This window comes from Pseudomonas sp. JV241A (assembly GCF_900275665.1).
Classification (GTDB): domain Bacteria; phylum Pseudomonadota; class Gammaproteobacteria; order Pseudomonadales; family Pseudomonadaceae; genus Aquipseudomonas; species Aquipseudomonas wadenswilerensis.
The window spans coordinates 168,742-183,335 of record NZ_OPYO01000013.1 but is presented as its reverse complement, the minus strand read 5'-3'; the positions used below and the strand labels follow the sequence as shown (position 1 = coordinate 183,335).

Sequence of the window (14,594 nt, the reverse complement as noted above, 5' to 3'; positions counted from 1 at the left end):
GAAACAAAGGCTGGATGTTAACAGGGAGCGGGCACCGGGCTCCAGCAATGGGCGCGATCGGCACTTGTAAGCACGGATCCAAACGCTGTTAAATTTGCTTACATTTTTGCAACGATCATCCCCATGCCTGCCCAACTCAAGCGTCGCCTGCTGATTTTTCTCACTCTGGTTGTAGTGATTGCCCTCGCCTTTCTCGCCCATTGGTATTTCAAGGGACGCTTCTATGAAAGCACCGACAATGCCTACGTACAGGGCGAAATTACCCGGGTTTCCAGCCAGCTGAGCGCGCGCATCGATGAAGTGCTGGTGCAGGACAACCAGCACGTGGCCAAGGGCGACCTGCTGGTGCGCCTGGAGCCGGAGGATTTCCGCCTGGCCGTGGAGCGCGCCCGCGCTGCCCTCGACACCCGTGAAGCCGAACGCCTGCAGGCCGAAAGCCGGCTCACCCAGCAAGCCAGCCTGATTGCCGCCGGGCAAGCCCAGGTCGCCGCCAACCAGGCCACCCTCGGCCGCGCGCAACTGGACCTGAACCGCGCCGAAGCGCTGCGCAAACCAGGGTTTGTCTCCGAAGAACGGGTCACTACCCTGTCGGCCGAGAACCACGTCGCCCGCTCCCAGGTGAGCAAGGCCCAGGCCGACCTGCAAGGTCAGCGCCAGCAGGTCAACGCCCTGACCGCCGAGATCAAGCGCCTGGATGCGCAGATCGTCAACGCCCGTGCCGATCTGGCCCAGGCCGAACTGAACCTGACCCGCAGCGCAATCCACGCACCGATCACCGGCATCATCGGCCAGCGCGCCGCGCGCAATGGCCAGGTGGTGCAGGCCGGTGCTTACCTGCTGTCGATCGTCCCCGATCAAGACATCTGGATTCAGGCCAACTTCAAGGAGACCCAGATCGGCCACATGCAGCCCGGGCAAAAAGCCGAGCTGCTGTTCGACAGTTACCCGGACACACCGATCGAAGCGCAAGTCGACAGCCTGTTCGCCGCCTCCGGCGCGCAGTTCAGCCTGCTGCCACCGGACAACGCCACCGGCAACTTCACCAAGGTGGTGCAGCGCATCCCGGTGAAACTGACCTTCGCCAGCGACAACCCGCTGCACGGCAAGATTCGCCCAGGCATGTCGGTTACCGCTACTGTCGACATCCGCGACAGCGCCGACCATGGCCGGTGACCCGTTGATCCGTCCCGCCGGCGAACCCAGCCGGCGCGACTGGATCGCGGTAATGAGCGTGATGCTCGGCGCCTTCATGGCGGTGCTCGACATCCAGATCACCAACTCCTCGCTCAAGGACATCCAGGGCGCCCTGTCGGCGACCCTGGAGGAAGGCTCGTGGATTTCCACCTCCTACCTGGTGGCCGAGATCATCATGATCCCGCTCACCGCCTGGCTGGTGCAACTGCTCTCGGCGCGACGCCTGGCGGTGTGGGTGTCATTGGGTTTTCTGGCCTCATCACTGTTGTGTTCCATGGCCTGGAACCTGGAGAGCATGATCATCTTCCGCGCCATGCAGGGTTTTACCGGCGGCGCGCTGATCCCCCTGGCCTTCACCCTGACCCTGATCAAACTGCCGGAACACCACCGCGCCAAAGGCATGGCCATGTTTGCCATGACCGCCACATTTGCGCCATCAATCGGCCCGACCCTGGGGGGTTGGCTGACCGAGAACTGGGGCTGGGAGTACATCTTCTATATCAACATCCCGCCGGGGCTGATCATGATCGGCGGCTTGCTGTACGGTCTGGAGAAGAAAGAAGCGCACTGGGAGCTGCTGAAAAGCACCGACTATGCCGGCATTGTTACCCTCGGCGTCGGCCTTGGCTGCCTGCAGGTGTTCCTCGAAGAGGGCCACCGCAAGGACTGGCTGGAGTCGAGCCTGATCGTCACCCTGGGCAGCATCGCCCTGCTTAGCCTGATCGCCTTCGTCATCCTGCAGTTTTCCAAGCCCAACCCGCTGATCAACCTGCGCATCCTCGGCAACCGCAACTTTGGCCTGTCGAGTATCGCCAGCCTGGGGATGGGCGTGGGTCTGTACGGTTCGATCTACCTGCTGCCGCTGTACCTGGCGCAGATCCAGAACTACAACGCCCTGCAGATCGGCGAAGTGATCATGTGGATGGGTATTCCGCAGCTGTTCCTGATTCCGCTGGTACCGCAGCTGATGAAGGTGATCTCGCCGAAGATTCTCTGCACCGTGGGTTTCGGCCTGTTCGGCCTGGCCAGCTTCAGCTCCGGGGTGCTCAACCCGGACTTTGCCGGCGAGCAGTTCAACCATATCCAGATCATCCGCGCCCTCGGCCAGCCGATGATCATGGTGACCATCTCGTTGATTGCCACGGCGTATATCCAGCCCCAGGATGCCGGCTCGGCGTCGAGCCTGTTCAACATCCTGCGCAACCTGGGTGGTGCCATCGGGATCGCCTTGCTGGCAACCCTGCTGGATGCGCGGACCAAGGTGTATTTCGATTACCTGCGCGAGTCACTGGTGCCGAGCAATCCGCAGGTGGCAGAACGCCTGGCGCAATTGGCGGAGCGTTTGGGCAGCGATGGCGCGGCGCTGGGCAAGCTGAGTGAAATCACCCACCAGCAGGCGATGATCATGGCCTATAACGACGCCTTCCATTTTATCGGCATCGGCTTGGCGATCAGTATGCTGGCCGTGGTGATGACGCGGAAACTGCCCCAGGGGTTGAAGGCGGGGGAAGCGCACTGACCCGTTTTGGGCCTGCTTTGCAGGCCATCGCTGGCAAGCCAGCTCCCACAGGTATGTCATTCACAGGACCATGTGGGAGCTGGCTTGCCAGCGATAAGGCCCTCAGGCGGTGATCATCCGCTCGCGCAACGCGGTAATCTCGTCGCGCAACTGCGCCGCTGCCTCGAACTCCAGGTCCCGCGCCAGCTGATACATCTTCTCTTCCAGCTGCTTGATACGCTTGGCGATCTCGCCCGGCGAGCGCAGTTCGGCTTCGTAACGGGCGCTCTCCTCTGCCGCCTTGGCCATGCCCTTGCGCTTCTTGCTGCGCGAGCCGGGCACGTTGGCGCCTTCCATGATGTCGGTGATGTCTTTGACCACGCCCTTGGGCACGATGCCGTTGGCGGCGTTGAAGGCTATCTGCTTGTCGCGGCGCCGTTCGGTCTCGCCAATCGCCCGCTGCATCGAGCCAGTCATGTTGTCGGCGTACAGAATTGCCCGGCCATTGAGGTTACGCGCCGCGCGGCCGATGGTCTGGATCAGCGAGCGCTCGGAACGCAGGAAGCCTTCCTTGTCGGCATCGAGGATTGCCACCAGCGACACCTCGGGCATGTCCAGGCCTTCACGCAACAGGTTGATGCCCACCAGCACATCGAAAGTACCCAGGCGCAGGTCGCGGATGATCTCGACCCGCTCCACGGTGTCGATGTCCGAGTGCAGGTAACGCACGCGCACGTCGTGATCGGCCAGGTAGTCGGTGAGGTCTTCGGCCATGCGTTTGGTCAGGGTGGTGACCAGCACGCGCTCTTCCACCGCCACGCGCTTGCGAATCTCCGACAGCAGATCATCGACCTGGGTGGTGGCCGGGCGCACCTCGACCTGCGGGTCGACAAGGCCGGTCGGGCGTACCACCTGTTCCACCACGCGGCCGGCGTGTTCAGCCTCGTAGTTGCCCGGGGTCGCCGAGACGAAGATGGTCTGCGGGCTGACGTTTTCCCACTCGTCAAAACGCATCGGCCGGTTGTCCAGCGCCGAGGGCAGGCGAAAGCCGTACTCGACCAGGGTTTCCTTGCGCGAGCGGTCGCCCTTGTACATGGCGCCGACCTGCGGAACGCTGACGTGGGATTCGTCGATCACCAGCAGGGCGTCGTCCGGCAGGTAGTCGTAGAGGGTCGGTGGCGGCGCACCGGCCGGGCGCCCGGAGAGGTAGCGCGAGTAGTTTTCGATGCCGTTGCAGTAGCCCAGCTCGAGGATCATCTCCAGGTCGAAACGGGTGCGTTGCTCCAGGCGCTGGGCTTCGACCAGCTTGTTGCTCTTGTGCAGGTACTCAAGGCGCTGGGCCAGTTCTTCCTTGATGCCGTCCACCGCCTCGAGCAGGGTCTCGCGCGGGGTCACGTAGTGGCTCTTGGGGTAGAAGGTGAAGCGCGGCAGCTTGCGGATCACTTCGCCGGTCAGCGGATCGAAGGCGGCGATGTTCTCCACCTCGTCGTCGAACAGCTCGATGCGGATGGCTTCCAGGTCCGATTCGGCCGGGAAGATATCGATCACGTCACCGCGCACGCGGAAGGTGGCGCGGGCAAAGTCCATCTCGTTGCGGGTGTACTGCAGGTCGGCCAGGCGACGCAGCAACGCGCGCTGGTCGAGCTTGTCGCCGCGGTCCACGTGCAGGACCATCTTCAGGTAGGTTTCCGGGCTGCCCAGGCCATAGATGCAGGAAACGGTGGTGACGATGATCGCGTCACGGCGCTCCAGCAGCGCCTTGGTCGCCGACAGGCGCATCTGCTCGATATGGTCGTTGATCGAGGCGTCCTTCTCGATGAAGGTATCGGACGACGGCACATAGGCTTCGGGCTGGTAGTAGTCGTAATAGGAAACGAAATATTCCACGGAGTTGTTCGGGAAGAACGACTTGAACTCGCCGTACAGCTGCGCCGCCAGGGTCTTGTTCGGCGCCAGCACCAGCGTTGGGCGCTGCACCTGGGCGATCACGTTGGCGATGCTGAAGGTCTTGCCCGAGCCGGTCACCCCGAGCAGGGTCTGGTGCGCAAGGCCCGCCTCGATTCCTTCGACCATCAGGCGAATGGCCTCGGGCTGGTCGCCGGCCGGCTGGAAACGGGTGACGAGCTGGAACTCGGACATGACAAACCTCTGTGTGATCGCGATGGTTTCATCGCTGGCGCGGGCAACTGTATTTATAGACAGTAGTTATACCGAATTTAGGGCCGGGAGCGCCAGTTTCAACTCAGTGTTGTGGGCATTTCCGACTATGGACCGATCAAATCGACTAACGGTCGAAAAATATTCGGCCAAACAGCAGGAAAAGCTGCGACAGACTGTCGCCGTGACCGACCGGTATCACTATACTGACTCCCCGTTTGTGCACCGCTCTAGTGCAAGCGACTGGAGCGTGCGACCTCTTCCACTCTCCATTCAGAGCCAAGGTAATAATGAGCCTGTTTTCCGCTGTCGAGCTGGCACCACGCGACCCCATTCTGGGCCTCAACGAAGCTTTCAACGCCGATACCCGTAGCAACAAGGTCAACCTGGGTGTAGGTGTTTACTGCAACGAAGAAGGGCGTATCCCACTGCTGCGCGCAGTGATCGAAGCCGAAACCCAGCGCGCTGCCCAGCACGCTTCCCGCGGTTACCTGCCGATCGACGGTATCGTCGCTTACGACCAGGCCGTGCAGAAGCTGCTGTTCGGTGCCGAGTCGCCGCTGCTGAGCGCCGGTCGGGTGATCACCACCCAGGCCGTCGGCGGTACCGGCGCCCTGAAGATCGGTGCCGACTTCCTCAAGCAGCTGTCGCCGAACGCCGTCGTCGCCATCAGCGACCCGAGCTGGGAAAACCACCGCGCACTGTTCGAAACCGCTGGTTTCCCGGTACAGAACTACCGCTACTACGACGCCGCCACCCATGACGTCAACCGCAGCGGCATGCTCGAAGACCTCAACGCCCTGCCATCCGGCTCGATCATTGTGCTGCACGCCTGCTGCCACAACCCGACCGGTGTCGACCTGACCCCAGAAGACTGGAAAAACGTCCTCGAAGTGGTCAAGGCCAAAGGCCACGTGCCGTTCCTCGACATGGCCTACCAGGGCTTTGGCGCCGGTATCACTGAAGACGCCGCCGCCGTACGCCTGTTCGCCGAGTCGGGCCTGAACTTCTTCGTGTCCAGCTCGTTCTCCAAATCCTTCTCGCTGTACGGCGAGCGCGTTGGCGCCCTGTCGATCGTCACCGAGTCCAAGGAAGAGGCCACGCGCGTGCTGTCGCAAGTCAAGCGCGTGATCCGCACCAACTACTCCAACCCGCCGACCCACGGCGCGACCATCGTCGCCACCGTGCTCAACAGCCCAGAGCTGCGCAAGATGTGGGAAGACGAGTTGGCCGAGATGCGCCAGCGCATCCACGGCATGCGCCAGCAGATGGTCGAGCTGCTGGCCGAGTACGGCGCCAAGCAGGACTTCAGCTTCGTCGGTCGCCAGTGCGGCATGTTCTCCTACTCCGGTCTGACCGTTGAGCAGGTGGCCCGCCTGAAGAACGAGTTCGGTATCTATGCTCTGGATACCGGCCGCATCTGCGTCGCCTCGCTGAACCAAAGCAACATCCATGTGGTGACCAAGGCGATCGTCGAGGTCCTGTAAATTACTCAATTGCATAGGGGAGGCTTGACTTCCCCTTAGCAATCAGTAAGATACGCCACAGATTCCGCGATAGCTCAGTCGGTAGAGCAAATGACTGTTAATCATTGGGTCCCAGGTTCGAGTCCTGGTCGCGGAGCCAAACACCTGAAAAACCTCCAGTTGCCTTGAGCACTGGAGGTTTTTTCGTTTCCGAGCGCACAAAAGTTGCGCCACAGGCAATGCGCGGAGGCTAATCGGCCCGGCCGATAGGGTAGAAGCTGCCGCCACTCCAGACGCCCAGCCATTGCTGGCCATCGATCTGCCGCGGCACCGCCAGCTCGACCAACTGGTAGAAGACGTTGCGATGGATCAGCGCTTCGAGGTTGCTGCGCATGTGCACATACGGCGAAGGCTCCTGGGTTTGCGCATCGATTTCAAAGCGCAGCGGATGCTCGGGGCCGGCCTCGACCTGATCGTCGACATTGCTGGTAAAGCGCAGCAGCTGCTGCTCACCCTCGCCCTGCACTTCAAGACTGACAGCAACAAAGGGCGCGTCATCGACCTTGATGCCGACCTTCTCCACCGGCGTCACCAGGAAGTAGTCGTCACCGTCGCGGCGGATGATGGTCGAGAACAGCCGCACCATCGGCTTGCGCCCGATCGGCGTACCCAGGTAGTACCAGGTGCCGTCGCGGGCAATGCGCATGTCGATGTCGCCGCAGAATTCCGGGTTCCACAGATGCACGGGCGGCAGGCCCTTTTCTGCCTTGGGAATCTGTGCCAGCAGATCACTGGCCTTGCCGGAATCTTGCATCACCCTCTCCTTAACGACTCATGCCCAACAGACTGCGAGCGTAATCCTCAAGCGGCGGCCTGAGCAAATCTTCCGGCGTGTTGTCGTGGAACGTCAGCAAACCGCCGCGGCTTTTGATGCGCGCGGTGTCGATCAGGTAACGGGTACTGGTTTCGATCAGCATCAGCTGCACGACGCCTGTATCGACGCCCAGCCGATCAACCGCCTGCTCGTCGTACCACTCATCGCCATTGCCGATGCGATCGTCAGTTCGGGCAAAGCGGGTGTACAGCAAATAATGCGCGCCGACTTCGCGCGCCTCGATCAATGCCTGCTCCAGCCCCAGCGGTGCCGGGGCACGGCGGACCATGGGGAAATACTCGATAAAGCCATTGAAGGCTTGTTCGGCCACCACATTGGGGCGTGGATACGGGCCCTTGCCCGGTGGCACGAAGGCACCCTGGCCAATGTAAATGAATGAATCAGGCTGCAGGCGCACCGACAGTGAACGACGGGTGTCGCTGTGATCGAGCAGACCGGCATCGCTCATGTGATAACGGGCGCCCTCGCCCATATCGCTGACATTCATGCAGCCGCCCAGCGCCGTCAGCGCCAGCAGCAAAACCAGGCTACGCATCTATCCTCCAGTGGCCGGTGACGGAAAACCGGCGAACAGCTGGCAGATGCAGCTTTTGCGCCAGTCTTAGCCGCCAATGATCTTCATCACCGTCGCACCACCGGAAAATGCCACCGGCTGCTTGTCGCCAAGGGCTTTGACCAGCAAGCCCTGCAGTGCCGGCAAGGCTTGATGACGCGGTTTATCGAGCAGGTCGCCGATGTAGTGACGGTTGCTCGACGACAGACAACCGTGCAGCCAGCCGGTAGACGACAGGCGCAAGCGCGAACAGGTACGGCAGAACGGCACGCTCTCGTTGGCGATCACGCCAAAATAGCCTTGGCCCGGGATCTGATAACGCAACGCGGTGGCATCTACCGGTGCGTTGGCCTGCAAATACTCGTATTGCTCGCCAATCATCTGCAGCAGGTGTTCGAGGCTGACGAACTGCTGCAGGAAGGCATTGCTGTCGCGGGCCAGGTGACCCATGCGCATTAGCTCGATGAAGCGCAGCTCATAGCCGTGGGCCAGGCAATACTCGAGCAGCGGCAGGACCTGATCGAAGTTCTGCCCGCGCAAGGGCACCATGTTGACCTTGATCTGCATGCCGCAAGCGCGGGCCTGGCTCATGCCGTCGAGCACAGTGGCCAGGTCGCCGCCACGGGCAATACGACGGAAGGAGTCCGGGTCGAGGGTGTCGAGGGAAACGTTGAGGCGACGGATACCCGCCGCGCGCAGCAAGGGCAGCTTGCGCGCCAGCAACTGACCATTGGTGGTCAGGCTGATTTCATCCAGGCCCAGAGTGGCGATTGAGCCGAGGAAAGTTTCAAGCTTCGGACTGACCAGCGGCTCGCCGCCGGTGACACGCACCCGCTCGATACCGGCAGCCTCCACCAGGTAAGCCACGCCGCGAGCCATGGCCTCGGCCGAGAGCTCGTCCTGGGCCGCCACCAGACGCTTGCCGTCCGGCACACAATAGGTACAGGCGTAGTTGCAGGCAGCCGTCAGGCTGACACGCAAATTGCGAAAACGCCTGCCTTGGCGGTCGACGATCATGGGTGACTCCGGCATGGGTGAATCGGGCCTGCAAAACCTGACTCAAAAATCAGGTTTTTGCAAGCCTCATACCTGAGTATATTCCTCGGCAGCCGATCCCAGTAGCGCCATGGTTTGGCTGAATGTCTCAGCTACCGGCGGTATCCGTGTCGCGCTTGCGCTTGTTGCCCATGCGCACGCCGATGTCCATGAGGAACTGGAAGAAGCCTTCCTGATCTTCCAGCACATTGCTCCAGAACGGCGAGTGATAGAGCGCCACGGCCCCATGCACCAGCGCCCAGGCCGCGCAGTAGTGAAAGTACGGCGGCACGTCTTCGAGCTTGCCTTCGCTGATGCGGCCCTTGATCAGCAGGGTCAGGCGGTCGAAGTTGGAGGCGCGGATCTTGTGCAGCTCCTCGACCATCTCCGGCACCTGGTTGCCCTTGACCACCTTCTCTTCGAGGCGGTCGAACAGGCGGTAGCGCTGCGGATCACGCATGCGGAATTCGAAGTAGGCGCGCGACAGGGCTTCCTTGTCGCGGTCGACGTCGGCAGAGTGCAGCAGTTCGTTCAAATCGCGCTCGTAGTCGAGCATCAGGCGCAGGTAGATCTCCGCCTTGGATTTGAAGTGCTTGTAGATCGTGCCTTTGCCGATACCGACGGCATCAGCGATCATCTCGACGGTGACGCTGTCTTCACCCTGTTCGAGAAACAGCTTGAGCGCGGTATCGAGAATTTCTTGCTCACGGCGACGAAACTCACGGACCTTACGAGGTTCTTTCTGCATAAGAAGGACTGGATCAAAATCGAAGCCGGTTATTATGCCTAACTTGCGCCAAAATGCACGGATCATCCAACCATGTCTATGTTTCTTGATGAGTTTGAACAGGCGCCGGGCCTGCGCTATCTGAACCATGCCGCCGTGGCACCCTGGCCGAAACGCGCCAGCCAGGCGGTTTCACGCTTCGCCAGCGAGAACGTTTTGCTCGGCGCAAGGGACTATCCGGACTGGATGGCCATGGAGCAACGTTTACGTGAACGCCTGATGCGCCTGACGAATGCACCGTCGACGGATGACATCGCACTGGTCAAGAACACTTCCGAGGCGCTGTCTTTCGTTGCCTTCGGTATCGACTGGCAGGCCGGCGACCAGATCGTTATCAGCGACGAAGAATTCCCCTCCAACCGGATTGTCTGGGAAGCCCTGGCCGACAAAGGCGTCAGCGTCATCCAGGTGAGCCTCAAGGGCAGCGACCCGGAAGGCGATCTGTTGGCCGCCTGCGGCCCCAAGGTTCGCCTGCTGGCAATCAGCGCCGTGCAATTCGCCAGCGGCCTGCGCCTGGACTTGCCACGTTTGGGTCAGGGCTGCCGTGACCGGGAAGTGCTGTTCTGCATCGACGCCATCCAGCAATTGGGCGCCCTGCCCTTCGACGTCCAGGCCTACCAGTGCGACTTTGCCATGGCTGACGGGCATAAATGGATGCTCGGCCCGGAAGGCCTGGGGGTGTTCTATTGCCGCGCCGAGGTGCGCCCGCTGCTCAAGCTCAGCGAGTACGGCTGGCACATGCTCGAACACATGGGCGACTACACACGCAGTGAATGGCAACCGGCCCATAGCGCGCGGCGCTTTGAATGCGGCAGCCCGAACATGCTCGGCGCTGCAGCACTGGAGGCCAGCCTGTCGTTGCTCGAGGAAGTGGGCATGGAACAGGTGGCGACAGCGCTACTGGAACGGGCGCAGTGGCTCACCGAGGGCCTGGCGGCGATCCCCGGGGTACGCGTACACAGCCCGCAGGACCCGGCGCGCCGCTCGGGGATTGTTTCCTTCAGCATGGATGGCGTTGAAAACGCGCAGATCTATCAGCGACTCAAGCAGGAACAGGTGATATGCATTCCGCGGGGCCCCGGGGTGCGATTTTCTCCGCACTTCTACACACCCAAGTCGATAATCGACGAAACTCTGGCCATTGTGCGGCAGATTGCAGAGCGATGAGTGCTCAGCAGCGGCAGGCGTATTCCAAATCTGTTTAAAAAACGAGCAGCGGCCGGTGGCGGCGCGCCAATCCTGACCAATACTTCAGATGTTGGCGCAGCGCATCCCCCATGTGGCGCCGATAAAGGTGCTCAGGGACCGCGCGCCTTTGTTTTACTCCTAATGGTCTTAACCCGGATTCACCCCCCAGAACCCGGGTTTTTTTTGCCTGCGATTTTTACCACCTGCAGGAGCCGTTCAGGCCACCCGCGCCAACGGAAACAACCGCTTGAAGTTGGCAGTGGTCTGCTCGGCCAACTGCTCATAGCGCTCACCGCGCACCATCGCGACGAACTCCGCCACTTCCCGTACGTATTGCGGCAGGTTGGCCTTGCCGCGATAAGGAATCGGCGCCAGGTATGGCGAGTCGGTCTCGACCAGCAGGCGATCGGACGGCACCTGCCGGGCCACATCGCGCAACGCATCGGCGTTGCGGAAGGTGACAATGCCCGACAGCGAGATGTAATAGCCCAGATCCAGCGCCGCCTTGGCCATGTCCCAGTCTTCAGTGAAGCAATGCAGCACACCGGCCTGACTCAAATCCGCTTCACGCAGCAAGGTCAGGGTGTCGGCGCGCGCCGCACGGGTGTGGATGATCACCGGCTTGCCAGTGACCTTGGCTGCCTCCAGGTGCAGGCGGAACGAGTCCTGCTGCACCTGGGCAGCCTCTGGCTCGTAGTGATAGTCCAGGCCGGTTTCGCCGATGGCCACCACGTGCGGGTGCTGAAGCTCTTTGAGCAGCCAGTCCAGCGGCGGCGCGCCATCAGGGGTGAGGTCCAGCGGGTGAATACCCACCGAACAGTCGACATCGCTGTAGCGCTCGCTCAGGTCCTTGACCGCCTGGGCATTGTCGGCACTGACGCCGATGCACAGAAAGTGGCCGACGCCACGCGCGCGGGCCGCATCCAGGGCCGCATCCAGGGAGCCCTGGTGGGCAGTGAGGTCGAGACGGTCGAGGTGGCAATGGGAATCTACAAGCATGGGCGGATGACAACGCTGAAAAGTAATGAAGGAACGGCGCAGCTCAACGCTGGCCCGGCAACATCGCCCAGGACGCCAGCAGCGCCTCGAGCAACAGCACTCGATTGAGGTTGGCCTTGCCCAGCACCTTCTGGCGCTGGGCCAGAATCCAGTCCTGGATCTCCAGGACCTTGCCCTGGCTGCTCTTCTGCGCCAGGTACTGGACCACCTTGCGCATATCGCTCAAGCCTAACCCCTCCTCGTCCTGGGTCAACTGGTAACGCAGGACCAGGCTGGACCAGTCGCAGAACCAGTCGAACAGTTGCAACAAGGGAATGGCATTCCAGGCTTCGGCCAGTTGGCTGGGCGATTGCTGCTGCTTGAGCAACTTCTTCACGCCCTCGACCACCAGCGCGCGCTGCTCGCGCACACCCTGGGCCTGCAGGCTGACGGCCGCCAAAGGCGAGCCGGCGGCCAGGCTGAGCAACTCCAGGCGCTCCTGCTCATCGCAGTCGGGCAAGGCCTGCTCGAGCCAGGCCAGGCTTTGCTCGCGGCTCGGCAGCGGACAGGCTTGCTGCTGGCAGCGACTCTTGATGGTCGGCAGCAAGCGGCTGGGCTGATGGCTGACCAAGAGCAAAACGGTATTGCCCGAGGGCTCTTCAAGGCTTTTGAGCAGGGCGTTGGCGGCATTGACGTTCATCGCCTCGGCCGGCTCGATCAACACCACTTTGCGCCCGCCCAGCTGCGCCGTCTGCACCACGAAGGACACCAGGTCGCGAACCTGGTCGACCTTGATCGGCTTGTCGGCCTCTTCCGGCTCCAGCACGTAGTTGTCGGGGTGGCTGCCTGCTGCGAGCAACAGGCACGACTTGCACTGCCCGCAAGCCTGCAACCCTTCTGGACGCTGGCACAGCAGCAACGCCATCAGGCGTTCGGCCATGGCCCGCTTGCCGATGCCTTGCGGGCCATGCAGCAGGTAGGCATGGGCATGCTGGGTACGTCCGGCCAGTTGCTGCCACAAAGCCTGCTGCCAGGGGAAGGCCTCAGCCACGGCAACGCTCCAGGATTTGCGGCAGCAAGGCGTCCAGCGATTGCTGGACCTGCGCCAGCGGCAGTGCGGCATCGATCAACCGGTACTGCTGCGGCGCGGCCTTGGCGCGGGCCAGGTAGGCCTGGCGCACGGCTTCGAAGAAGGCCTGGCCTTCCTGCTCGAAACGGTCCAGGCGACCGCGCGCGGCGGCGCGGGACAAGCCGATTTCCACCGGCAGGTCGAACACCAGGGTCAAGTCCGGACGCAGGTCGCCCTGGACGAAGCTCTCCAGCATGGCGATGCGCTCCAGCGACAGGCCACGGCCACCGCCCTGATAGGCGTAAGTGGCATCGGTAAAGCGGTCACACAGGACCACCGCGCCCCGGGCCAGGGCCGGGCGAATCACTTCGGCCAGGTGCTGGGCACGGGCGGCGAACACCAGCAGAAGCTCGGTGTCGGCATCCATTTTCTCGTCACTGGGCGCCAGCAGCAGTTCGCGAATCCGCTCGGCCAGCGGTGTACCGCCGGGCTCGCGGGTCAGCACGACATCCAGGCCCGCGGCGCGCAGGTGCTCGGCGAGGTACTCGCGATTAGTGCTCTTGCCCGCGCCTTCGGGACCTTCCAGGGTGATAAACAAGCCGCTCACAGGCAGTCCTTACAGTTGATCATTGCGGGGAGGTTTCTTCGCTGGCCGGCGCCGGTTGCTCAGGCGCAGGCACAGGGCTGACTTCCGGCGTTTGCGGAGTCTGCGGTGCAACCTCGGGTTCAGGTTCGGTGACAGGTGCCGGGCTCGAACGGTAGTCGGCGCGGCGCTTGATCTGATATTCGCGGACCGCCGAATTGTGCGCATCGAGATCATCGGAGAACACATGGCTGCCATCGCCACGGGCGACGAAGTACAAACTGCTGCCCGGCGTCGGGTTCAGCGCGGCATGAATGGCTTCGCGACCGACCATGGCGATCGGCGTCGGCGGCAGGCCGGCATTGGTGTAGGTGTTATACGGAGTCGGTTCGCGCAGGTCGGCGCGGGTGATCTTGCCGTTGTAGCGCTCGCCCATGCCGTAGATCACCGTCGGGTCCGTTTGCAGCAGCATGCCGATGCGCATGCGCCGCACGAACACCCCGGCGATCTGCCCGCGCTCCTGAGGCACGCCGGTTTCCTTCTCGACCAGCGACGCCATGATCAGCGCCTGGTACGGATCGCGATACGGCACGTCGCTGGAGCGCTCCGCCCATTCCTTGGCCAGCACTTCTTCCAGGCGCGCGTAGGCCTGCTGGAGGAACTCGACGTCGCTCATGCCGCGCACGAAGCGGTAGGTATCGGGAAAAAAGCGCCCTTCAGGGAACACTCCCGGATGGCCGAGCTTGTCCATGACCTCGGTGTCGCTGAGGCCGTCGATGGTTTTCTTGATCTTCTCGTGCCTGGCCAGCGCCGCACGTACCTGGCGGAAATTCCAGCCCTCGACCAGGGTCAGGGTGTACTGCACTACATCACCACGGCGCCAGACCTCGAACAGGTCGCGCACGGTTATGCCCGGAGTCATGCGGTATTCGCCGGTATGCAAGGGTACGCCAGCCATGTTGAAGCGCCAGTACAGGCGCAGCCAGAAGGCGTCTTCCAGCACACCGTCGCTCTGCATACGGTAGAACATGCGGTTGGGAGTAGTACCGGTGGGCACGTCGAGCAGCTGCTCCTGGGACACGTGCAGGGTCTGCTCCAGCGCCGACTTCACCTTCCAGGCCGAATAGCCCGCCATCAGGCCGGCCAGGATCAACCCGATCTCCAGCAGCACCAAGAATTTACGTCTCACAA

At 62.3% G+C, this 14,594-nt stretch carries 13 protein-coding genes and 1 tRNA gene; 5 read left to right on the top strand and 9 right to left on the bottom strand.

The features are described 5' to 3' along the window. Nucleotides 1-123 precede the first annotated feature (123 nt). Both JV241A_RS07525 and JV241A_RS07520 read left to right on the top strand, forming a co-directional pair. The gene (locus JV241A_RS07525) at nt 124-1,173 is read left to right on the top strand and encodes an HlyD family secretion protein (protein WP_134061798.1); all 1,050 of its coding nucleotides are present in this window, start codon (nt 124-126) and stop codon (nt 1,171-1,173) included. Next, nucleotides 1,163-2,713: a DHA2 family efflux MFS transporter permease subunit gene (locus tag JV241A_RS07520; protein WP_134061796.1), complete on the top strand. Its 1,551-nt coding sequence runs from the start codon at nt 1,163-1,165 to the stop codon at nt 2,711-2,713. The genes JV241A_RS07525 and JV241A_RS07520 overlap by 11 nt, the downstream gene beginning before the upstream one ends. A gap of 102 nt (nt 2,714-2,815) precedes the next feature. Here JV241A_RS07520 and uvrB read toward each other — a convergent pair whose 3' ends face one another. Beyond that, complete coding sequence (gene uvrB, locus JV241A_RS07515) at nt 2,816-4,831, bottom strand: excinuclease ABC subunit UvrB (protein ID WP_115085939.1); 2,016 nt, start codon at nt 4,829-4,831, stop codon at nt 2,816-2,818. Nucleotides 4,832-5,139: 308 nt separating this feature from the next. On the opposite strand from uvrB, the gene JV241A_RS07510 reads away from it, so the two are divergent. After that, on the top strand, nt 5,140-6,336 hold the full coding sequence (locus JV241A_RS07510) for an amino acid aminotransferase (RefSeq protein ID WP_115085938.1): 1,197 nt from the start codon (nt 5,140-5,142) through the stop codon (nt 6,334-6,336). Between the two features lie 63 nt (nt 6,337-6,399). Then, nucleotides 6,400-6,475: transfer RNA gene (locus JV241A_RS07505), tRNA-Asn, on the top strand. A gap of 90 nt (nt 6,476-6,565) precedes the next feature. Here the strand turns inward: JV241A_RS07505 and JV241A_RS07500 are convergent. The 4 genes from JV241A_RS07500 to JV241A_RS07485 all read right to left on the bottom strand — a co-directional run bounded on the left by JV241A_RS07500 (nt 6,566) and on the right by JV241A_RS07485 (nt 9,546). Further along, a complete protein-coding gene (locus JV241A_RS07500) occupies nt 6,566-7,129 on the bottom strand; it encodes a DUF1285 domain-containing protein (protein ID WP_115085937.1) in 564 nt (187 codons plus the stop codon). 10 nt (nt 7,130-7,139) lie between these two features. After that, nucleotides 7,140-7,745 (bottom strand): DUF4823 domain-containing protein, encoded by a 606-nt coding sequence (locus tag JV241A_RS07495; protein ID WP_115085936.1) that lies wholly within the window; start codon nt 7,743-7,745, stop codon nt 7,140-7,142. A 66-nt stretch (nt 7,746-7,811) separates the two neighbouring features. After that, nucleotides 7,812-8,780, bottom strand: coding sequence for a radical SAM protein (locus JV241A_RS07490; protein ID WP_134061794.1), 969 nt, complete (start codon nt 8,778-8,780; stop codon nt 7,812-7,814). Nucleotides 8,781-8,907: 127 nt separating this feature from the next. After that, nucleotides 8,908-9,546: a TetR/AcrR family transcriptional regulator gene (locus tag JV241A_RS07485; protein ID WP_115085934.1), complete on the bottom strand. Its 639-nt coding sequence runs from the start codon at nt 9,544-9,546 to the stop codon at nt 8,908-8,910. Between the two features lie 72 nt (nt 9,547-9,618). Between JV241A_RS07485 and JV241A_RS07480 the strand changes: the two genes are divergently transcribed. Then, a complete protein-coding gene (locus JV241A_RS07480) occupies nt 9,619-10,752 on the top strand; it encodes an aminotransferase class V-fold PLP-dependent enzyme (RefSeq protein WP_115085933.1) in 1,134 nt (377 codons plus the stop codon). Between the two features lie 237 nt (nt 10,753-10,989). Here JV241A_RS07480 and JV241A_RS07475 read toward each other — a convergent pair whose 3' ends face one another. From JV241A_RS07475 to mltG, 4 genes are read right to left on the bottom strand one after another with little or no spacing between them, the layout of a single operon-like run. Beyond that, nucleotides 10,990-11,772, bottom strand: coding sequence for a TatD family hydrolase (locus JV241A_RS07475; protein ID WP_134061792.1), 783 nt, complete (start codon nt 11,770-11,772; stop codon nt 10,990-10,992). A gap of 43 nt (nt 11,773-11,815) precedes the next feature. Continuing rightward, the gene (locus tag JV241A_RS07470; RefSeq protein WP_134061790.1) at nt 11,816-12,802 is read right to left on the bottom strand and encodes a DNA polymerase III subunit delta'; all 987 of its coding nucleotides are present in this window, start codon (nt 12,800-12,802) and stop codon (nt 11,816-11,818) included. After that, nucleotides 12,795-13,427, bottom strand: coding sequence for a dTMP kinase (gene tmk, locus JV241A_RS07465; RefSeq protein ID WP_134061788.1), 633 nt, complete (start codon nt 13,425-13,427; stop codon nt 12,795-12,797). The genes JV241A_RS07470 and tmk overlap by 8 nt, the downstream gene beginning before the upstream one ends. Before the next feature lie 19 nt (nt 13,428-13,446). Further along, nucleotides 13,447-14,592 carry an endolytic transglycosylase MltG gene (gene mltG, locus JV241A_RS07460; protein ID WP_134061786.1) on the bottom strand — a complete coding sequence of 382 codons (1,146 nt, stop codon included), beginning with the start codon at nt 14,590-14,592 and terminating at the stop codon, nt 13,447-13,449. Nucleotides 14,593-14,594 lie beyond the last annotated feature (2 nt).